The organism is Geodermatophilus normandii, from assembly GCF_003182485.1.
GTDB classification, from domain to species: Bacteria; Actinomycetota; Actinomycetes; order Mycobacteriales; family Geodermatophilaceae; genus Geodermatophilus; species Geodermatophilus normandii.
In genome coordinates this window covers 377,969-397,511 of sequence record NZ_QGTX01000001.1, presented here as the reverse complement: position 1 = coordinate 397,511, position 19,543 = coordinate 377,969, and the positions used below count along the sequence as shown (strand labels likewise).

Here is a 19,543-nt window from a genome sequence, read left to right as displayed (position 1 = left end):
GTCAGCCGGCCGTCACGAGCCGGTGCAGCATCGACCACGCGTCGTCGGGAGCGGTGCGGTCCTCCAGCGGCTGGCGCAGGAAGGCGTCGAGGACGGGCGACAGCGCCCGGGCGCGGTCGACCAGCGGGTCGCTGCCGGCCTGGTAGGCGCCGATCTCCACGAGCTCCTTGACGTCGCGCAGCGCGCCCAGCAACCGCCGCGCCTCGCGGGCGTCGGCCATGCGTGCCGGCGACACCACCGCACCGGCGACCCGGGAGATGGACTCCAGGACGTCGATGGCGGGGAAGTGGCCGGTGGTCGCGAGCGTGCGGGTGAGCACCACGTGCCCGTCGAGGATCGAGCGGGCGGTGTCGGCGATCGGCTCGTTGTGGTCGTCGCCCTCGACGAGCACGGTGTAGAGGCCGGTGATCGAGCCGGTCGCGCCGGGGCCGGCCTTCTCCAGCAGCCGCGGCATCATCGCAAAGACGCTCGGCGGGTAGCCGCGGGTCGCGGGGGGCTCGCCGGCGGACAGGCCGACCTCGCGCTGGGCCATGGCCGTGCGGGTGATCGAGTCCATGAGCAGCAGCACGTCGCGGCCCTGGTCGCGGAAGCCCTCGGCGATGCGGGTGGCCACGAACGCGGCCTTGAGCCGCACCAGGGGCGGCTCGTCGGAGGTGGCGACGACGACGACGGTGCGCGCCATGCCCTCCGGGCCGAGGTTCTCCTCGAGGAACTCCTTGACCTCGCGGCCGCGCTCGCCGATCAGCCCGATGACCCGGACGTCGGCCTCGGTGCCGCGGGTGATCTGCGCGAGCAGCGTGGACTTGCCGACGCCGGAACCGGCGAAGATGCCCAGCCGCTGGCCCTTGCCGACCGGCACCAGGGTGTCCAGCGCGCGCACGCCGACCGGCAGCGCCTCGTCCACCCGGCGGCGGGACAGCGCGTGCGGGGTCTCGCTGGCCAGGTCGACCCAGTCGACCCCGGCGCCGAGCGGGCCGTGCCCGTCGACGGGCCGGCCGAGGCCGTCGAGCACCCGGCCGAGCAGCGCCTCGCCGACCGGCACCTGCAGGGGCATACCGGTGTTGCGGACCGGGGCGCCGGCGTGCACGCCGCCGAGCTCGCCCAGCGGCATGCAGGTGAGCCGGTCGCGGGAGACGGCGACCACCTCCGCCATCAGCCCGCGCGGGCCGGGGTCGACCTCGACGAGGTCACCCACGGCGGCGACGACGCCCTCGACGGTGAGCGTCAGCCCCATCGCGCCGACCACCGAGCCGGTCAGCTGCGGGCGGGCGGCGAGGCGGGCGCGCTCCAGCAGCGCGGTCGTGCTCACGCGGACAGCACCGCCCGCACCCGCGCCAGCGCCGTGGACAGCTGGGCGTCGACCCGCCGGGCACCGCACTCGGCGACCGCGCCGGCGCGCTCGACGTCCTCGTCGCCGACGACGCGGACCGACGGCGGCAGCGCCGCCAGCGCCTCGGGGGGACCTCGGCCAGGTCGTCGGGGTGCAGCCGGACGACGGCCGGGGCGTCGGAGGGCAGCAGGGTCAGCGCCCGGCGCACCGCGTCGAGCCCGGCGGTGGTCGACGCCGACACCTCCCGCCCGAGCAGGTCCTCCACCAGCGTCAGCACGCCGCCGAGGAGGGTCTCGCGGACGTCCTCGGCGGTGGGCACCGCGGCGGCGTCGAGCGCGGACACGGCGGCGCCGAGGGCCGCGGTGGCCGAGGCCATCCGGCGTTCCCAGCGGGCCTGGACGTCGGCCAGCCGGGCGGCGGCGTCGGCCTCGGCCCGGGCGACGACCCGGCCGGCCTCGGCCAGGCCCTCGGCGTGGCCGGCGTCGTACCCCTCGGCCCGCGCGAACTCGCGCAGCCGGGCGAGCTCCTCGGCGTAGACGTCGCCGAGCCGCCGCACGCCACGGCCGTTGGGCACGGGGACGTCCGCGGCGCGGCGGACGGTGCCGCGCCGCTCGACGACGACCTCGGGGGCGGTGGCGACGACGGGGGAGGGCCCGGCCTGCTGGGGCTCCGGCCGCGGGCGCGGCGGCACCGTCGTCCCGGGCACCGAGCGGTAGGGCGCTGCCGCCGTGGCCGAGGCCCCGCGCAGCAGCACCGACGGCCGTGTCCCGCGATCGGCGCCGTCCAGGGTCCCGCCCCGGGCGTGCGAGGGGTGGGGGGGACGGGCTGCTTCAGGCGACGAACTCATCGTCCCCGCCCCGCGAGATGGTCAGCACGCCCTGCTCCTCGAGGGTGCGGATGACGGCGACGATCTTGCCCTGGGACTCCTCGACCGTGCGGGCGCGGACCGGGCCGAGCAGCTCGATCTCCTCGGCGAGGTTCTCGGCGGCGCGCTCGGAGAGGTTCCGCACGACCTTGTCGCGGACGTCGGGGCGCACGCCCTTGAGCGCGGTGGCCAGGTCGTTGGCCTCCACCTCGCGCAGCACCAGCTGCATGGAGCGGTCGTCGATGGTCGTGATGTCCTCGAACACGAACATCTGCGCGCGCACCTGCTCGGCCAGCTCCGGGTCGGAGGTGTCCAGCCACTCGAGGATCGAGCGCTCGGTCGGCCGCGGGGAGCGGTTGATGATCTCGACGAGCGTCTCGACGCCGCCGACGGTGGACATGTCCTGGTGGGCGAGCAGCGAGCCCATCCGGCGGCCGAGCTCCTCCTCCACCAGGCGGACCATCTCCGGGGAGGTGCGGTCCATCGTGGCGATCCGGTGCGCCACCTCGGCCTGCTGCTCGGGGGAGAAGCCCGAGAGCACCTCGGCCGACTGCGCGGCCGACAGGTGGGCCAGCACCAGGGCGATGACCTGCGGGTGCTCGTCCTTGAGGAAGGTGACCAGCTGGCGGACGTCGGCGTTGCGCAGCGAGGCGAAGGGCACCTCGGTGTAGACGACGTTGAGCCGGGCGAGGATCCCCTCGGCCTTGTCCTCGCCGAGGCCGGCCGCCAGGATCTCGCGGGCGAAGTCGACGCCGCCGCGGCCGACGAAGCGCTGCGCGGCCATGAGCTCGTGGAACTCGCTGAGCACGCCGTCGACGTCGGCCGGCTCCACCGAGCCGAGCTTCATGATCTCGCGGGTGAGGGCCTCCACCTCGCGGGGACGCAGCTTGGACAGCAGCAGCCCGGCCTCGTCCTTGCTCATCTGGGCGAGGAAGACGGCGGCCTTGCGCAGGCCCGGCATCTCGGGCCGGGGCCGGGCCGGCGGCAGGGCGGGCAGGTTGGTCCCGCCCGCGCCCACCAGCTGCTCGACACTGGCGAGCGTCACAGCTCCTCCTCGCTGGCGCTCGTAGGACCTGCTCCGCAGGTCGCGGTACCCATGGGTGACCTCGCGAGCTCGGTCACTTCACATCACTCAGCCAGCCGCGCAGCATCTGCGCCACCTCGTCCGGACGTTCGCTGACCATCGTGGCGATCTCCCCTCGCACCCGCTGCCGCTCCGCGGCCTCCAGTTCCAGCGCCCGGTTGTCCAGGACGGCGGTGTCGTCGCGCGAGCTGGACACCCGCAGCCGCTCCAGCTCGGCGATCAGGCCCTCGTCGAGGGCCAGCGGCTCGTCGTCCTCGTCCTCCTCGTCGTCGTCGCGGCGGCGCGAGCGCAGCCAGACGACGAGCACCAGCAGCGCGATCCCCAGGCCGATGGCGCCGTTCTTGACCAGCGACCACATCTGCGCCTGCTGCTCGGCCTCGCGGGCCGCGGTCATCTCCGCGGCGGCCTGGTCGGCGGCCGTGGTGTCGAAGGCCAGCGAGGCGACGCTGATGCCGTCGCCGCGCGCCGGGTCCAGGCCGACGGCGTTGCCGATGAGCGCCTGCACCTGGGCCTGGTTGAGGCCGCCGGCCACGGTGTCGTCCAGGACGACCGCGACGGTGAGCCGGTTGACCTCGCCGGGGGCGGAGACGGTGTTGGTGACCGTCTGGTCCACGGCGTTGTTGGCCGTCGTCGACTCGGTCGCGTACTCCGAGGTGCCGCCGCCCGTGCCGTCCGCGGCGTCCGCGGTGTTCTCCGGGCCGAGCACGCCGCCGACGACGGCGCCGTCGCCGGTGTACTGCTCGCTGGAGTTCTGCTCGGACACCGGCGGCGTGCCCTCGGTGTAGCCGTAGGTCGTCGCGGTGCTGTCGCGCTGCGACATGTCCAGGTCGGCGCGGACGGCGACGCGGGCGTGGCCGGGGCCGAGGACGGTGTCGAGGATGGACTGGGCGTTGGCCGCCAGCCGCGTCTCGTAGTCGGTCTCCATCTGCGAGCGCGCGTCGCCGGAGGCGGAGGTCACGCCCTGCCCGGCGGCCGACAGCAGCTGGCCGGTGGAGTCGGAGACGGTGACCTGCTCGGGGTCCATCCCCTCGATGCTGGAGGAGACGAGGTTGGTGATCGACTGGATCTGCTCGCCGGAGAGCTGGGTGCCCGGCGTCAGGTCCAGCAGGACCGACGCGGTCGGCTCGCCCTCGTCGCTGGCGAACACCTCGTCCTCCGGCAGCGCGACGTGCACGACGGCGGTCTGCACCCCGTCGAGCGCCTCGAGGGTGTTGGACAGCTCGCCCTCGATGGCGCGCTGATACTGCACCTGCTGCTGGAACTCGCTGGTGGTGATGCCCTGCTCGTCGAGCAGCGCGTAGCCGGTGTCGGAGCCGGCCGGCAGGCCCTTGCCGCTCATCTGCAGCCGCAGGTCGTACACCTGGTCGTTGGCCACGAGGATCGTCTGGCCGCCGTCGGACAGCTCGTAGGAGACGCCGCCGGCGTTGAGCTCGTCGACGATCGCCGAGGCGTCGGCCGAGGCCAGGTTGGAGAACAGCGGCGCCATGGTCGGCGTCGTGATCCACCGGTAGAAGAAGAAGCCACCCAGAGCCAGCCCGAGGACCAGCAGGCCGATCACGACCTTCTGGCCCACGCTGATGGTGGCGAGCGTGCCGCGCAGCTTCGCCAGCGGCCCGGCCAGTGCGGCAGGCATCAGACGGGCATCCTCATGATCTCGGTGAAGGCCTCGACCGCCTTGTTCTTGAAGGTCACGACCATCTCCGTCGCCACGGAGGACTCCTGCGCGGCGATCATGTAGTCGTGCACGTCGCGCAGGTCACCGGTGGCGGCCTGCACCGCGAGCTGGTCCTTCGCCGACTGCAGGCTCCCCAGCTCGTCGAGGGCGCCGGTCAGCGCCGCGGCGAAGCCCTCGCCGGACGCCGAGGTGGTCGCCGGCGCCGCGGCGGTGGGACCGTCGACTCCGCCGAGCGCGCCGACGGTCGGGAAGCCGGGCAGCGAGAGGCCGCTGATGGGGGAGGTCATGCTCAGCCCTTCCCGAGCTGGAGGGCGGCCTGGTAGGCGGTGGTCGCCCGCTCCAGGGACGCCAGGTTCGCCTGGTAACCGCGCTGGGCCATGATCAGCTGGGTCATCTGGTCGCCGAGGTCGATGTCCGGGTAGCGGACGTAGCCCTCGGCGTCGGCCAGCGGGTGGTCGGGCTCGTACACGAGCCGGCCCTCGCCGCTGCCGAACTCGGCCCGGGCGGCGCGCACGCCGCCCTCGCCGGAGCCGTAGTCCACGGCCTGCGCAACGACCATGCGCTCCTTGAACGCCTCGCCGTCGGTCGAGCTGACCGTGTTGATGTTGGCGATGTTGTCCGAGACGGCGTCCATCCAGCGGCGGTGGACCGACAGGCCGGACCCGGAGATGTCGAGGCCGTCGAACACGTCAGGACGTCCTCAGCGCCGTGCGCAGGCCGCTGTACTTGCCGTCGAGCGCGGTGAGGGCGAACTGGTAGCGCAGGCCGGTCTCGGTGGCGATGACCGTCTCGCTGTCGAGGTTCACGTTGTTGCCGTCCTCACGGGTGGGCTCGAGCGAGCGGGCGACCGAGCCGCCGGAGACCGTGGGCGTCCTCCCCTGGCGCAGCTCGGTGCGCAGCGAGGACTCGAAGTCCGTCCGGCCGGCGAGGAAGCCCGGGGTCTGGACGTTGGCGATGTTGTCCGCGGTCACGCGCTGGCGCTGGGCCAGGCCGGTCAGCGCCGCGTGCAGCGTGGTCATCGTGGCGTCGCTGATCAGCATCGGGCGGACCGCCGGCGGGCAGGACGGCAGGGCACGACTGGCCTCCGGGTACGTCGGGGACCCCCGCGCGCGCGAGGGCGCAGGGGAGGGGCCGCCGATCCGTGGCGAGGGCTGTGCTGTCCGTGCAGGGGTGGCATCGGCAGCGGTCCGTCAGACCTTGACCACCCGGCGTGACTCCGGGGACGGGTGTGACGGACGGCGTGGACGAGCCGCAGGGGCGCCGCTGGGGTCGGTGGTGCCCCGTGAGTCGCCTCCCGTGCACGGGAGGCGGGGACCGGCCGGGAACGACGACGGCCGGGCCCGCCGTCTGGCGGACCCGGCCGGGTCGGGGACTGTCGAGAAGTGCTAGAGGGCGCGGTCGATGAAGGCGGCCACCGGGCGGGGGCGGTAGGCCATGCGCGCGGCGACGTCGCGCTGGCGCTGGGACTGGGTGATCCGCTCGACGAGCTCCTCGGCGACGGCGAGCTGGTGCTGCAGCAGGCGGGCGGCCCGCTCGCGCAGGTCCACGGGCACCGGGCCCAGCACCGACGGCGGGGTCCAGTCGGCCATGCGCCGGCCCCAGGCGGCGATCTCCTCCGCGCGGTTGCCGCGGATGGAGCGCTCGGCGTCGAGGACCTCGACCTCCATCTCCTCGAGGACGGTGGTCCACTCCGCGCGGCGCTGCTCGTCGGCGGAGTGTGCCGCGGTCATGCGGTGCCGGCCGCGAGACTGGCGGCCGCCTGGCGCCACGCGTCGCGCAGCGGCTCGACGACCCTCAGGCACGACTCGACGCGGTTGCGGTCACCCTTGACGTTGGCCTGCACGAGCTCGGTGATCAGCCAGCCGTACAGGGCCGCGAGACGCGGACCGCCCTCCCAGACGTCGACCCGCAGGCTGCTGCGCAACTCGATGACGATCTCCTGGGCGTGCTGGAGCTGCTCGTTGGCGGTCTCGCGGTCGCCGGCGGCCAGGGCGGTCCCGGCGCGCTCAAGGTCCAGGGCCAGCCGGTCGTAGAGCATCACGAGCAGCTGCTGCGGGGAGGCGGTGGCGACAGAGTCACCCATGTACCGGGCGCGTAGAGCTGCGGCACTCATTGGAAGTTCCTCCGGGAGAGCGGGATCAGGAGTCGGACGAGGACCAGCGCGGGAGCGAGCTGATCTGAGAGGACAGCCAGCTCGATTGGCTCTGCAGGGTGCCGAGCATGGTTTCCATGGCGGTGAACTGGGCGGTCAAGGTGGCCTTCCTAAGCTCCAGGCGACGGTCCCAGTCCTCGATCCGGACCTGGAGGTCGGCAGCCTCGTCGTCCTCGCTTTTGACCTTCTGGGTCAGGATGCCCGAGACCGTGTCCGTGACGCGCTGCGACAGCTCGAGGAGCCGCTGTGCCACCCCCTGGACGGCCGCTGTGTCGTCGGTGGTGCCGGCGACCTGGTCAGCGCCCGTCGTGGCGACAGTCCCGTTGACCAGCCGCTGCGCGAGCTTCGGGTCGGATTGCAGTGTGGCGAGGAACTTCGTCTTGTCGAAGGTCACCTCGCCGTAGCGGTTCAACTGGAGTCCAGCCGTGGCGGCCGAGCTTGTGCCGCCGATCGCTGTGGAAATGGCCTCGAGGACCCGGCCGGTCAGCGAGCGCAGCGTGCTGTCTCCCTTGAGCACTGCGTCGCTGCCCGTGGTGGTGCGGGTGTGGCCCTTGATGCTCGACAGCACTGCATTCGTCGCGGTGACCAACGCCTGAACCGCGGTGGCTACCGCCTCCGGGTCGCTGGACACTGCGACGGTCGTCCGACTGCCGGGGTCGGCCTTGGTCACGGTGATCGTGACGCCGGGGACCAGGTCGGCAAAGGTGTTCGTCGGTGAGGTGGCCATGATCCCGTTGCCCAGGTCGAGCGTGGCGTTCTGGCCCTGCGTCGTGGTGACGAGTCCGGCGCCGGTGACGCCGGTGGCGTCGGTGACGCTGAAGACGCCGGCGCCGCCGCCGGTCGTGGCGGTGAACTGCAGGCGAAACCGGTCTCCGGCCAGCTGGACCACGCTCGCCTTGACGCCCAGGCCCGCCGCGTTGATCGCAGCGGCGGCGTCGGCGAGGGTCCCGCTCGCGGGAAGCTCAATGGTGGCTGTCTTCCCGGCGCCGTCCTTGATGGTCAGCGGCCAGCTGGGGCCGCCGCTGGCCGCGGACGCTGTCGCGTTGCTCCACTCGCCAGCGGTCATCATGCTGTGGGTCTGAGCCAGCTTGGTCACCGCGAAGGTCACGCTGGTGCCGGCGGGTGCGTTCGTGGCGGCGGTCGCGACGACGTCGGTGCTCGTGCTCGTCGCCTTGGCCGAGGCCCAGGTGGCCGTCTTGGTCAGTGCCTCCGCGGCGCTGCGCAGTGCGTCGAACTTGGTGTTCACAGCGCGGTAGGCGTCGGCGTCGTCCTGGGAGGCGGCGAGCTTCTGCTTCAGCAGTGTCTGCGGGTTTGCTTCCACCTGCATCAGCTGCGTGATCATTGCGTCGTAGTCGATGCCCGAGATCAGGCCCGTCGTCACGCTCATGCCGGCCAAGTCGGTCTCTCCTGTCCCGGGAGGTTGGGTGGTGGTGCGGTGAGGGGGGAGGCCGGATGGCCTCCCCCCTCACCGGGTGTTCAGGTGGTGCGCGGTGCTCAGCCGAGCAGCTTGAGGATGCCCTGCGAGGACTGGTTGGCCTGCGCGAGCATGGCGGTGCCGGCCTGGCTGAGGATCTGGGTCCGGGAGAAGTTGGTCATCTCCTGGGCCATGTCGGTGTCGCGGATCCGGGACTCCGCGGCGGAGAGGTTCTCCACCGAGGTGTTCAGGTTGTTGATGGTGTGCTCGAACCGGTTCTGCAGCGCACCGAGCGTGGCCCGAAGCGTCGACGTGTCCTTGATCTTGCCCTGGACGTCATTGCTCGTAGAGCCCGCGATGGTGAGGCCCGTCACGTCGATCCGCCCGGTCAGGTTCACGTCGATCTTGTCGGCGCTGGCGAAGCCGACCTGGAACGAGACGACTGTGCTGGCCGGGGCACCGTCATCCTGGGCCGCGGCCGACGGCATGAACAGGGGGACACCGTTGAACTTGGTGTTGTCCTGGATCCGGCCGATCTCGGTCTTGAGCTGCTCGTACTCGGCGCTCAGCGCCGCCTGGGAGTCGGCGTTCTGGGTTCCGTTGTTGTACTGGACCGTCAGGTCGTTCATCCGCTGCAGCATCGAGGTGACCTCGCCAAGGGCGCCCTCCGCGGTCTGCACCACGGAGATGCCGTCCTGCGCGTTGCGGGCGGCGACCTTCAGGCCACCGATCTGGGAGCGCAGGCCCTCGGAGATGGCCAGACCGGCCGCGTCGTCGGCGGCGCGGTTGATGCGGAAGCCGGAGGACAGCTTCTCCAGCGACTTGGCCATCTGCCCGTCGGTGACCGACAGGTTGCGGTAGGCGTTCATCGCCGCGATGTTGGTGTTGACGCTCAGACCCATGGTGTTCCTCCTTGGAATCGGGCCTTGGGGTGGTGTCCCGCTGCATCCGTGCTGCGGGCCGTGCCCTACTGATGTCGGCCACCGATACGGGTTCCTTGACCCCAAGCGCGGATCTTCTTCTCGACCCGGGAACGCGGTGAGGGGGGAGGCCGGATGGCCTCCCCCCTCACCGGGTGTTCAGGTGGTGCGCGGTGCTCAGCCGAGCAGCTTGAGGATGCCCTGCGAGGACTGGTTGGCCTGCGCGAGCATGGCGGTGCCGGCCTGGCTGAGGATCTGGGTCCGGGAGAAGTTGGTCATCTCCTGGGCCATGTCGGTGTCGCGGATCCGGGACTCCGCGGCGGAGAGGTTCTCCACCGAGGTGTTCAGGTTGTTGATGGTGTGCTCGAACCGGTTCTGCAGCGCACCCAGGTTCGCGCGGATGCTCGACGTCGCGGTGATGTACTTCTGGACGTCGGTGCTCGTGGCGGTCTCGATGTTCAGCGCGGCGAGGGTTGCGCCGCCGGCGTCCGTCATGGACCCGTCGAGGACGACCTTCTTGCTCAGGTCGACGTTGATCCGGTCGCCGCTGTCGAAGCCCACCTGAAAGGACACTTCGCCCGCAGCCGTGCCGAGGGTGGCGTTGGCGGCCGTGGTGTTGCCGAACAGGTTCACACCGTTGAACTTGGTGTTGGTCTGGATCCGGCCGATCTCGGTCTTGAGCTGGTCGTACTCGCTCTTGATGGCGGCCTTGGAGTCGGCGTTCTGGGTTCCGTTGTTGTACTGGACCGTCAGGTCGTTCATCCGCTGCAGCATCGAGGTGACCTCGGTGAGGGCGCCCTCCGCGGTCTGGACCACGGAGATGCCGTCCTGCGCGTTGCGGGCGGCGACCTTCAGGCCACCGATCTGGGAGCGCAGGCCCTCGGAGATGGCCAGACCGGCCGCGTCGTCGGCGGCGCGGTTGATGCGGAAGCCGGAGGACAGCTTCTCCAGCGACTTGGCCATCTGCCCGTCGGTGACCGACAGGTTGCGGTAGGCGTTCATCGCCGCGATGTTGGTGTTGACGCTCAGACCCATGGTGTTCCTCCTTGGAATCGGGCCTTGGGGTGGTGTCCCGCTGCATCCGTGCTGCGGGCCGTGCCCTACTGATGTCGGCCACCGATACGGGTTCCTTGACCCCAAGCGCGGATCTTCTTCTCGACCCGGGAACGCGGTGAGGGGGGAGGCCGGATGGCCTCCCCCCTCACCGGGTGTTCAGGTGGTGCGCGGTGCTCAGCCGAGCAGCTTGAGGATGCCCTGCGAGGACTGGTTGGCCTGCGCGAGCATGGCGGTGCCGGCCTGGCTGAGGATCTGGGTCCGGGAGAAGTTGGTCATCTCCTGGGCCATGTCGGTGTCGCGGATCCGGGACTCCGCGGCGGAGAGGTTCTCCACCGAGGTGTTCAGGTTGTTGATGGTGTGCTCGAACCGGTTCTGCAGCGCACCCAGGTTCGCGCGGATGCTCGACGTCGCGGTGATGTACTTCTGGACGTCGGTGCTCGTGGCGGTCTCGATGTTCAGCGCGGCGAGGGTTGCGCCGCCGGCGTCCGTCATGGACCCGTCGAGGACGACCTTCTTGCTCAGGTCGACGTTGATCCGGTCGCCGCTGTCGAAGCCCACCTGAAAGGACACTTCGCCCGCAGCCGTGCCGAGGGTGGCGTTGGCGGCCGTGGTGTTGCCGAACAGGTTCACACCGTTGAACTTGGTGTTGGTCTGGATCCGGCCGATCTCGGTCTTGAGCTGGTCGTACTCGCTCTTGATGGCGGCCTTGGAGTCGGCGTTCTGGGTTCCGTTGTTGTACTGGACCGTCAGGTCGTTCATCCGCTGCAGCATCGAGGTGACCTCGGTGAGGGCGCCCTCCGCGGTCTGGACCACGGAGATGCCGTCCTGCGCGTTGCGGGCGGCGACCTTCAGGCCACCGATCTGGGAGCGCAGGCCCTCGGAGATGGCCAGACCGGCCGCGTCGTCGGCGGCGCGGTTGATGCGGAAGCCGGAGGACAGCTTCTCCAGCGACTTGGCCATCTGCCCGTCGGTGACCGACAGGTTGCGGTAGGCGTTCATCGCCGCGATGTTGGTGTTGACGCTCAGACCCATGGTGTTCCTCCTTGGAATCGGGCCTTGGGGTGGTGTCCCGCTGCATCCGTGCTGCGGGCCGTGCAAGTGGTGTTACGGCTGGACTTGCACTGCTCTTGAGCCGAGCGCTCCAGCCGACAGGACTTAAGCGGGCCGAGCAGCTCCATAGGCTGCCTGCCAGCCGGTGCGGGGACGGGGGAGAGGCGGCATGGCACGGTCGGCCGGGGCGCGGCCGGCGACCCGCTCGACGTAGAGCCGCTGCTGGTTGCGGGCGCGGACCCCGCCGTCGGCCGGCACCGCCCGGCCCTCCCACACCTCGCTCATCGCCGCGTGCAGCAGGGTCAGGGCGCGGGCGCGCATCTGCGAGACGCGCGACAGCGTGACGCCGAGGTCGGCGGCGATGTCGGTGAGCGACTCCCCGCCAAAGAAGTTGCGCTCCACGACCTCGTCGAGCCGGTCGGGCAGCGCGCGGATGGCGTCCTGCAGGTGCCGCGCCCGCTCACCCCGCAGCACCGCCCGCTCCGGGGACTCGCCGGGGTCGGGCAGGTCCAGCGTGCCGCCCTCGCCGCCGACCTCGGCGTCGATGCTCACCATGACGGCGCGGTGGACGTCGACCTGCAGCGCGTCGAGCTCCTCCCGGCGCACGCCGAGGCTCTCGGCGAGCTCCTCGCGCGTCGGCGGACGGCCCAGCCGGATGGTCAGCGCGTCGGCCGCGGCGTCGGTGCGGCGGGCGGCCGCGCGCACCGAGCGGCTGGCCCAGTCGCCCGAGCGCAGCTCGTCGAGGACGGCGCCCTGCAGGCGGGGGAGGGCGTATGTGGCGAAGGTGGCGCCCGCCGACGGGTCGAACCGGCGGGCCACCTCGACCAGCGCCAGCTTGGCGCAGGACAGGAGGTCCTCGCGGCTGACGTGGCCGGGCAGGGAGATCCGCGAGGCCACCGCGTTGACCGCGAACGAGCAGAGCGGGAGGTGCTCGGTGACGATCGCCTCGACCTCCGCCACGGAGCGCACGGCCTCCGGCCGCACGGCGGCGGGCGGCTGCGGGGGAGCGGGGCGCGCGGGGACCGGGCGCTCGGTCACCGGGGAGCGGGCTGCTGGCACGGTCCCTCTCTCGGCAGGGACCTCGGCGTCCGGGACGCACAACTCCTGCCAATCCTGGGAACTCGGCTTGAGGGCCGCTTGCCCGGTGCCGACCGTCTGACCGCGGTGGCACCGACCGCGATGGCGCGGACGACGGGATGCCCGCCGGGACACGAGGGAGGCGGTGGCGGACGTGGACTTCCAGCACCTGTCGACGCTGCTGTGGCGCGAGCAGGAGCTGCTCGACCTGCTGCTGTTCAAGGCGGAGGAGAAGCAGTACCTGATCCTGTCGGGCAAGACCCGCTGGCTGGCCCGGATTGCGCACGAGATCGAGGTGGTCCTCGACCAGCTGCGCGTCCTCGAGGTCGAGCGGGCCGCCGCGACCGAGGCGCTCGCCGTCCGGCTGGGCACCGGGGTCAACCCGTCGCTGCGGCAGCTGGCCGACGCCGCGCCGCCCCCGTGGAACGACCTGCTCGCCAAGCACCACGAGGCGCTGCTGGTCCTCGTCACCGACCTGCGCAGCCTGTCCGACGCCAACCGGGAGCTCATCGAGGGCGGCCTCGCCGCCATCGGCGACGCGCTGCTGTCGGTGCGCCAGCCCACGGCCGGCACCTACGGCGCCACCGGCCGCTCCGAGCACGGGTCCTCCCGCGCGGTCACCCTGGACGGTGCCCTGTGAGCGAGCTCATGAGCTCACCGATTAGCACAGCAGCACTGCGAACGACGGCGCCGAGCGCCAGCGAGGAGCTGCAGTGAGCACGTTCTCCGGCCTCAACGCGGCGTCGACGGCGCTGTGGGCCGCCCAGCGCGGCCTCGACGTCACCGGCCAGAACATCGCCAACGTCAACACCGCCGGCTACTCCCGCCAGCGGGTGGACCAGACCGCCATGGGCGGCACCGCCGTCCCAGCGATCCACTCGGTCAGCACCGCGGTGGACGGCGGCGTCGACGCCGACAGCGTGCGCCGGGTCCGGGACGCGCTGCTCGAGGCCCGCGGCCACCTCGAGACGTCCAAGACCGCGCGGTTGGCGGCCGAGAGTGCCGCGCTCTCGGGTGTCGAGGATGCCTTCCGGGAACCGGGCGACAGTGGCATCCAGAGCATGCTCGCCGACGTGTGGTCCGGCTTCTCGGAGCTGGCCAACAGCCCGAAGACGCTCGCCTCTCGCAGTCAGGTCCTCGAGCGTCTCGACACCCTTGCCGACGGCATCCGCACCACCCGCGCGGCGCTAGACCAGCAGTGGGACCAAACCCGCGACGGCCTCGCCGCGCTCGTCACCGAGGTGAACACCTCCGCCGCCTCCGTGGCCGAGCTCAACGTGGCGATCCGGCAGGCGACGCTCTCCGGCCTACCGACCAACGAGCTCGCCGACAGGCGGGACGCACTGGTGGTGAAGCTGTCGGAGGCGGTCGGCGCCACCGCCGTTCCAGGGTCGGACGGCGTCGTCGACGTGGCCATCGGCGGTACGTCTGTTGTGGCGGGCGACAAGTCGATCGCCGTCCGACTGAGCGGCACCAGCACCCCAGACGACGTCCGCGACGCCCCGCCGCACCTGGAGACCGTCCCCGGCGGCGCGGCGCTACGGGTCGGCGGCACCGCCGCCGGCCAGCTGAACGCTCTGACGACGATCGTGCCGGCCTACCGTGACCAGATCGACGCCTTCGCTCGCTCCATCGCGACGACGATGAACACCGCGCACGCCGCCGGCTTCGACAGCACGGGAGTGCGTGGCGGAACGCTCTTCGACGACGGTCGAGGCGGCACCGACATCACCGCCGCGAACCTGAACCTGCGTCTGACCGACCCCTCGAACTTCGCCGCCTCGGGCACGGACCCTGCGACGATCGGCAACGTCGCTTCCTCCGACGGCAAGAACGCCGACCTCATGTTCAAGCTCAGCCTGGACACCTCGGGTCTCGACGCCACCTACCGCAAGCTCGTGGCGTCCCTCGGGGTCCAGTCCTCGGTGGCCACCCGCGACCTCGAGGTCCAGCAGGTGGTGTCCGCTCAGGTGGACGCCGCCCGTGAGTCGGTCTCCGGGGTCAACCTCGACGAGGAGATGACCAACATGCTCTCCTTCCAGCACGCCTACAACGCCGCCGCACGCATGGTAAGCGCGATCGACGAGGCGCTGGACACCCTGATCAACCGCACCGGCGTCGTGGGGCGGTGACCTGAGTGCGCATCACGCAACGCGCAGTCACCCAAACGGCGCTCCAGGGTCTCAACCGCAATCTGGCCGAGGTCGGCAAGCTGCAGCAGCAGCTCACGTCGGGCAAGCTCGTCAGCAGGCCCTCCGACTCGCCCGCCGGAGTCAACCGGTCCATGCAGATCCGGCAGGACCAGGCGGCGGCCACGCAGCAGGCGCGCAACATCTCCGACGCGCAGGGCCGGCTCAACTCCACCGACTCCGTGCTGACGACGGTCCTGGAGCAGGTCCGGCGCGTGCAGACCCTGACCTTGCGGGCGGCCAACGAGGGGGCGATGTCCCCGAGCAGCCGGACCGCGATCGCCACCGAGCTCGACGCCCTCCGGGAGAGCCTGATCGGGCTGGCCAACACCTCGATCGACGGCCAGCCGCTGTTCGGCGGGGTGACCACCGGCACGCAGGCATACCTGGCGGACGGCACCTACGTCGGGGTCGGCGGAACGGCAGCCATCCCGGCGGTGGAGCAGAGGCGCCGCATCTCCAACAACGAGGAGGTGCGTGTCGACATCACCGGGCCGGAGGCCTTCGGCGACCCTGCGGACGGGGACCTGTTCGCCCTGGTGAAGACGATTGCCGGTGACGTGGAGCGCAATCCGGACGCGCTGTCCGGGCATCTGGACTCGCTCGACCGGGTGATGGATCGGCTGCTCACGGCGACCGCCGCCGTCGGGGCCCGCTCCGCTCGTGTCGAGACGGCCGCTCAGGTCAACACCGACCGCCAGCTGCAGCTCACCAGGCAGCTGGCCGCCGTGGAGGACGTCGACCTGCCCAAGACGATCATGCAGCTGAACATGCAGCAGACCGGCTACCAGGCAGCGCTGTCGGCGACCGCGAAGGTCATCCAGCCCTCGCTCGTGGACTTCCTGCGGTGACCCTCGCCCCCGTCGTCACCCTGCCACTCCTGGGCATGGTGTCCCCGCTGCCCGGCTTCCCCGACTTCCGTGACTACGTGCTCGTCACGGCCGACGGGGACGGGCTGCTGTTCTGGCTCCAGTCCCTGGACGCCGACGGTCCGCGATTCCTGGCTATCCCCTCGGCCCGGTACTTCCCGGACTACGCGCCCGTGCTGCCGGCCCAGGTGCTGGCCGACCTGGACCTGGCCGACCCGGCCGACGCCTCGCTGTTCTGCCTGGTCACCGTGCCGGCCGAGGGCCCGGCGGCGGCGACGGCGAACCTGCGCGCCCCCGTCGTGCTCAACCCGGCGACCTGGCGGGCCACCCAGGTCGTGCTCCCCGACGGCCGTCATCCGATCCGGCGTCCCCTGCGCCGATAGAGGGGGGGAGCGGTCCGACCGCTCGACACCCCGCCCCGCCGGGCGGGGGTGCCAGGAGGCCGTCACACACCCATGGAGGGGTACCCGTGCTCACACTGACCCGCAGCGTCGGCGAGACCATCCGCATCGGCGACGACATCGAGGTGCACGTCGTCGAGGTCCGCGGCGGCACCGTCCGGCTGGGCTTCAAGGCCCCCCGCGAGGTGACCATCCACCGCGAGGAGGTCTACCGGCAGATCGCCGAGGCGAACCTGCTCGCCGCCCAGGTCACCGCCGACACCCTCGGCGCCCTCGCCGCGTTCGCGCCGCAGGCGGACACCCCGGGGACCCCCGCCCCGGGAGCCCCCGCCCCCGGGCCTCGGCGGCCCGCGAGCGGTCCGCCTCGCCGGAGGCGCCGGCGCGCTGACGACACGCCACCGACGGCGGGTCCGCGGCTCGGCAACACTCGCCGATGCGCGGGCCCGCCCGACCTGGGCGGCCCGTCTTCCGGGCAGAACCTGACGAAGGTCGCCGCTCAGATTGCGCAGGGCACGGCGAGTTGTGTGCCCGTCACCGTCCGCTCATGCGCCAGAGTTGCCCCCGAGCACGACACAGGGGGCGATGAGGATGCAGCACAGCGACACGGCACAGACCCAGCAGGCCGACGAGACCGTCGTCGTCCACGTCCAGCTGCGGCCGCGGCGCGGCTCGACCCGGCGCTGCCTGGCCGAGCTGGCCGCGCTGGCCGCCGCGCACCCGGCGGTCGCCTTCTCCGTCACCGGCCTGGGCAAGGACGAGCGCGTCGTCCGCGTCACCGTCGGCGTCGAGCTGGGGCCGCGCGAGGCGATCGCCCGCTTCTCCCCGCAGGCGCAGGCCGCCTACAGCTTCGTCAGTGACCTCTTCACGGTCCTGTACGACCACATGCCGGTCTACACCGCCGAGCCCGCCGCGGCCGAGCGCGCGGCCGCCGAGGTCCTCCTGCTGGCCGGCGACGACGTCGACGTCGCCGCCGCCCCGGAGCTCCTCGCCCTGGCGTAGCGGTCCCAGGGCCGACCGCCCTCGCCGTCGCCTTCCCCGCGATCGACCAGGAGCACCCGTGACCTCCGCAGCGCCGTCCTCCTCCCTCCCCGACCAGCCGGCCGAGGCCGGCACCCGCGCGCCGCTGGTGTTCGGTGGCGTCCCCGAGGCCGAGGGCTTCGCGCGGGTCCCGATCACCGCACGCGACCGGGTGCACTTCCGCGTCGACCGCGACCTCCCGCTGGCCGAGTTCCGGGCGGACCTGCCCGACGGCGTGACCGTCAGCCACGACGAGGGGGAGGGCCTCTACCGGGTCGACGGGCCGTGCGGCCAGGGCCAGGTGCTCGCCGACTGGATCCGCGCCTGGTGCGCCGGCCACGACTGCACCACCGTGGGCCTGCGCGCGGAGGCCGGCGTCCGCCGGCGCGCCCCGCGCGACCTGCCGCCGGCCTTCCTCGATGACCTGTGCCGGCACTACCACCCACTGAGCCTCAAGCGGCTGCAGCGCAATGCGAGCACCGTGCGGCTGCACGTGCCGGACCCGGACGACCTGCACCAGCAGGTCGCCGAGTGGATCCTCAAGGCGGTCGGCCAGTACGACGAGACCAAGGGCGTCCCGTTCGGCGCCTTCCTCGCCACTCAGCTGTCCAAGTGGGTGCACGACCTCGGGCGCAACGCCCACGGCCGCACCGCCGCCGACACCGAGAACCGGCAGCAGAAGGCGATCGCCGCCTTCCAGGCCGAGCACCAGCGCCGGCCCACCGAGCGCGAGCTGGCCGCCTACATGGGGCAGAGCGTGGCCACGCTGCGGCGCAACTCGCAGACCGTCGCCACCCTCAACGGGCTGCGCAACCTGCAGTCGCTCGACGGCGGCCCGGACGCGACCGAGGTGCTGCTGCCGGACTCGCACGAGGCACCCGACCAGATCATGGACGAGGCGGACCAGACGCTGCTCTCGCACGCGCTGACCGCCGCCTGCGCCTCGGACCCGACCGCCGCGCGCGGCCAGCGGGCGGCGCAGCCCAACGTCCTGGGCTGGGCGACCTGGTACCTGACCACCTGGGGCGGGCAGACCAAGACGCAGGTCTCGGCCGACCTCGGCACGTCGGTGCGCAACATGAACGTGCACGCCGACCGGGTCGAGCGGGCGCTGAAGGACCGGCTCGCCGAGTTGTCCGAGTGACGTCCCGGTAAACGGAACGCAGCAGTGCCGTCCCGACGGGTCCATCCGGGCGCGGACCTGCCGATAGGGAGGGCGTGACCGCGAGTCCCCGCCCCGCCGCTCCCGGCGCCGGGCAGCCGGGACCGGCCGTGCCGACGGGGGGAGGTGTGCGGTGAGCGTCGTGCCCGCCGGGGGACCGGACGCCGCCGTCCTGCTCCCGCACTGGTTGTCGGAGGAGGACCGCGCCCTGCTGGCCGTCGTCGTCCGCGCCGCCGTGGAGGAGCCCGGCGTGCACCCGGTCGCCGCCGTCCACCTCGCCGACGTCCTGACCGAGCTGCACGTCGCCGCGGCCCGTGACGCGGTGTGGCCGGCTCCCGCCGCCCGCGTGCGCCGGGTGACCGGCTGGGCCGACGACGTCCTGCCGGTGCGGCTGTCAGCCGCGGAGCTCGACAGCGTCCTCGGCCTCGCCGGCCTGCCGGCCGCCCTGCGCGCGACCCTGGGCGGTCGCCGCCCGTGACGCGCGGTCGCCCCTCGTCCGGCCTCCTGCACCGGCTCCGCCCGGCGCCGGTCGCCGTCGACGACGTCCGCGCCGCCGCCGACGCCGTGCTCCCCGCCCTGGCCACGGGCCGGCTGCGCGCCGCCGTGCTCGCCGACCCCGCCCGCGGGCCGGTGCTGGTCCTCGCCGAGGACGAGCGCCGCGTGCGGGTACCCCTGCACGACCTCGCCGAGGACATGACCGACGCCGGCGTGGTCCCCACCGGGGACGGCGTGGCCGCCGCGCTCACCGCCTTCGTCGCGGCGCGCCCGGTCAGCGACGCCGCCGCGGCCGGGACCGGGGTCGCCGTCCTGGACTGGACCTGCCCGGCGCGGACCGCGGTCGGCTGGCGGGTCGTCGTCCGGCGCGGGGACCGCACGGTCGCCTGGACGCCCTCGGACCTGGCCGACGCCGCCGTCGTGACCCGCACCCGCACCGCCGCGACCGCCCGGGCCGCCGAGGCCGGGGGAGTGCTGCGGGTCGAGGGGCCGGTCGCGCTGTGGTCGCACCCCGGCGCGCCGATGCTCGCCTCCGCCGCGCTGGCCGCGCCCGAGCGGCTGCTCGGCCGGATCGCCGAGGCGGGGCTGCGGCTGAGCGAGCCGCACGTCGTCGTCACGCCGCTGCGGCCGCTGGCGTGCGCCTCGGCGGCCGTGTCCGCCCGGCTCGGCGAGACCGGCGAGGCCTGCGTCCGGCTGCCCTGGGCCGCCCTGCCCGCCCTCCGCTGGCTGTAGGGGCACCGGGAGCGACACCCACGTCGCGGGCGCCAGGACGTGGGGAGCGCTCCCG

General features: G+C 72.7%; 22 protein-coding genes and 1 pseudogene. 9 read left to right on the top strand and 14 right to left on the bottom strand.

Annotated features, from left to right (window positions below; translation table 11 throughout):
* Nucleotide 1: 1 nt before the first annotated feature.
* The 14 genes from JD79_RS02115 to JD79_RS02050 form a co-directional block, all read right to left on the bottom strand.
* Entirely contained in the window at nucleotides 2-1,246 is a 1,245-nt protein-coding gene (locus tag JD79_RS02115) for a FliI/YscN family ATPase (protein WP_245900298.1), read from the bottom strand.
* Nucleotides 1,188-2,084, bottom strand: a complete 897-nt coding sequence (locus JD79_RS02110; RefSeq protein WP_245899556.1) for a FliH/SctL family protein — start codon at nucleotides 2,082-2,084, stop codon at nucleotides 1,188-1,190. Before JD79_RS02110 ends, JD79_RS02115 begins: the two co-directional genes overlap by 59 nt.
* 76 nt (nucleotides 2,085-2,160) lie before the next feature.
* Nucleotides 2,161-3,240, bottom strand: coding sequence for a flagellar motor switch protein FliG (gene fliG, locus JD79_RS02105; RefSeq protein WP_110004199.1), 1,080 nt, complete (start codon nucleotides 3,238-3,240; stop codon nucleotides 2,161-2,163).
* 73 nt (nucleotides 3,241-3,313) lie between these two features.
* Nucleotides 3,314-4,912, bottom strand: a complete 1,599-nt coding sequence (gene fliF / locus JD79_RS02100; protein WP_110004198.1) for a flagellar basal-body MS-ring/collar protein FliF — start codon at nucleotides 4,910-4,912, stop codon at nucleotides 3,314-3,316.
* Nucleotides 4,912-5,241, bottom strand: coding sequence for a flagellar hook-basal body complex protein FliE (fliE, locus tag JD79_RS02095; RefSeq protein WP_211307827.1), 330 nt, complete (start codon nucleotides 5,239-5,241; stop codon nucleotides 4,912-4,914). Before fliE ends, fliF begins: the two co-directional genes overlap by 1 nt.
* 2 nt (nucleotides 5,242-5,243) lie before the next feature.
* On the bottom strand, nucleotides 5,244-5,642 hold the full coding sequence (flgC, locus tag JD79_RS02090) for a flagellar basal body rod protein FlgC (protein ID WP_110004197.1): 399 nt from the start codon (nucleotides 5,640-5,642) through the stop codon (nucleotides 5,244-5,246).
* A gap of 1 nt (nucleotide 5,643) precedes the next feature.
* Nucleotides 5,644-5,994 carry a flagellar basal body rod protein FlgB gene (gene flgB, locus JD79_RS02085; protein WP_245899554.1) on the bottom strand — a complete coding sequence of 117 codons (351 nt, stop codon included), beginning with the start codon at nucleotides 5,992-5,994 and terminating at the stop codon, nucleotides 5,644-5,646.
* Between the two features lie 345 nt (nucleotides 5,995-6,339).
* Nucleotides 6,340-6,684: a hypothetical protein gene (locus JD79_RS02080; RefSeq protein WP_110004196.1), complete on the bottom strand. Its 345-nt coding sequence runs from the start codon at nucleotides 6,682-6,684 to the stop codon at nucleotides 6,340-6,342.
* A complete protein-coding gene (gene fliS, locus JD79_RS02075) occupies nucleotides 6,681-7,037 on the bottom strand; it encodes a flagellar export chaperone FliS (protein WP_245899552.1) in 357 nt (118 codons plus the stop codon). The genes JD79_RS02080 and fliS overlap by 4 nt, the downstream gene beginning before the upstream one ends.
* Nucleotides 7,038-7,092: 55 nt before the next feature.
* Nucleotides 7,093-8,493 (bottom strand): flagellar filament capping protein FliD, encoded by a 1,401-nt coding sequence (gene fliD, locus JD79_RS02070; RefSeq protein WP_110004194.1) that lies wholly within the window; start codon nucleotides 8,491-8,493, stop codon nucleotides 7,093-7,095.
* 107 nt (nucleotides 8,494-8,600) lie between these two features.
* Entirely contained in the window at nucleotides 8,601-9,422 is an 822-nt protein-coding gene (locus JD79_RS02065) for a flagellin N-terminal helical domain-containing protein (RefSeq protein ID WP_110004193.1), read from the bottom strand.
* 195 nt (nucleotides 9,423-9,617) lie between these two features.
* Nucleotides 9,618-10,475, bottom strand: coding sequence for a flagellin N-terminal helical domain-containing protein (locus JD79_RS02060; RefSeq protein ID WP_110004192.1), 858 nt, complete (start codon nucleotides 10,473-10,475; stop codon nucleotides 9,618-9,620).
* A 195-nt stretch (nucleotides 10,476-10,670) separates the two neighbouring features.
* Nucleotides 10,671-11,528, bottom strand: coding sequence for a flagellin N-terminal helical domain-containing protein (locus JD79_RS02055; RefSeq protein ID WP_110004192.1), 858 nt, complete (start codon nucleotides 11,526-11,528; stop codon nucleotides 10,671-10,673).
* Nucleotides 11,529-11,651: 123 nt separating this feature from the next.
* The gene (locus JD79_RS02050) at nucleotides 11,652-12,584 is read right to left on the bottom strand and encodes a sigma-70 family RNA polymerase sigma factor (protein WP_245899550.1); all 933 of its coding nucleotides are present in this window, start codon (nucleotides 12,582-12,584) and stop codon (nucleotides 11,652-11,654) included.
* Nucleotides 12,585-12,768: 184 nt separating this feature from the next.
* Here JD79_RS02050 and JD79_RS02045 point away from each other — a divergent pair, with 184 nt between their 5' ends.
* The 9 genes and pseudogenes from JD79_RS02045 to JD79_RS02005 all read left to right on the top strand — a co-directional run bounded on the left by JD79_RS02045 (nucleotide 12,769) and on the right by JD79_RS02005 (nucleotide 19,488).
* Nucleotides 12,769-13,263, top strand: coding sequence for a flagellar protein FlgN (locus JD79_RS02045; RefSeq protein ID WP_245899548.1), 495 nt, complete (start codon nucleotides 12,769-12,771; stop codon nucleotides 13,261-13,263).
* A gap of 73 nt (nucleotides 13,264-13,336) precedes the next feature.
* Entirely contained in the window at nucleotides 13,337-14,755 is a 1,419-nt protein-coding gene (gene flgK / locus JD79_RS02040) for a flagellar hook-associated protein FlgK (RefSeq protein ID WP_110004190.1), read from the top strand.
* Nucleotides 14,756-14,760: 5 nt separating this feature from the next.
* Nucleotides 14,761-15,663, top strand: coding sequence for a flagellar hook-associated protein FlgL (gene flgL / locus JD79_RS02035; RefSeq protein WP_110004189.1), 903 nt, complete (start codon nucleotides 14,761-14,763; stop codon nucleotides 15,661-15,663).
* Nucleotides 15,660-16,064, top strand: coding sequence for a flagellar assembly protein FliW (gene fliW / locus JD79_RS02030; protein ID WP_110004188.1), 405 nt, complete (start codon nucleotides 15,660-15,662; stop codon nucleotides 16,062-16,064). The genes flgL and fliW overlap by 4 nt, the downstream gene beginning before the upstream one ends.
* 86 nt (nucleotides 16,065-16,150) lie before the next feature.
* A pseudogene (gene csrA / locus JD79_RS24385) lies at nucleotides 16,151-16,318 on the top strand (carbon storage regulator CsrA); the annotation flags it as partial.
* Nucleotides 16,319-16,664: 346 nt separating this feature from the next.
* Nucleotides 16,665-17,081, top strand: coding sequence for a hypothetical protein (locus tag JD79_RS24380; RefSeq protein WP_245899546.1), 417 nt, complete (start codon nucleotides 16,665-16,667; stop codon nucleotides 17,079-17,081).
* A 58-nt stretch (nucleotides 17,082-17,139) separates the two neighbouring features.
* Nucleotides 17,140-18,243, top strand: coding sequence for a sigma-70 family RNA polymerase sigma factor (locus tag JD79_RS02015; RefSeq protein ID WP_110004187.1), 1,104 nt, complete (start codon nucleotides 17,140-17,142; stop codon nucleotides 18,241-18,243).
* A gap of 151 nt (nucleotides 18,244-18,394) precedes the next feature.
* Nucleotides 18,395-18,739 carry a hypothetical protein gene (locus JD79_RS02010; protein WP_110004186.1) on the top strand — a complete coding sequence of 115 codons (345 nt, stop codon included), beginning with the start codon at nucleotides 18,395-18,397 and terminating at the stop codon, nucleotides 18,737-18,739.
* Entirely contained in the window at nucleotides 18,736-19,488 is a 753-nt protein-coding gene (locus JD79_RS02005) for a hypothetical protein (RefSeq protein ID WP_110004185.1), read from the top strand. Before JD79_RS02010 ends, JD79_RS02005 begins: the two co-directional genes overlap by 4 nt.
* Nucleotides 19,489-19,543: the final 55 nt, after the last annotated feature.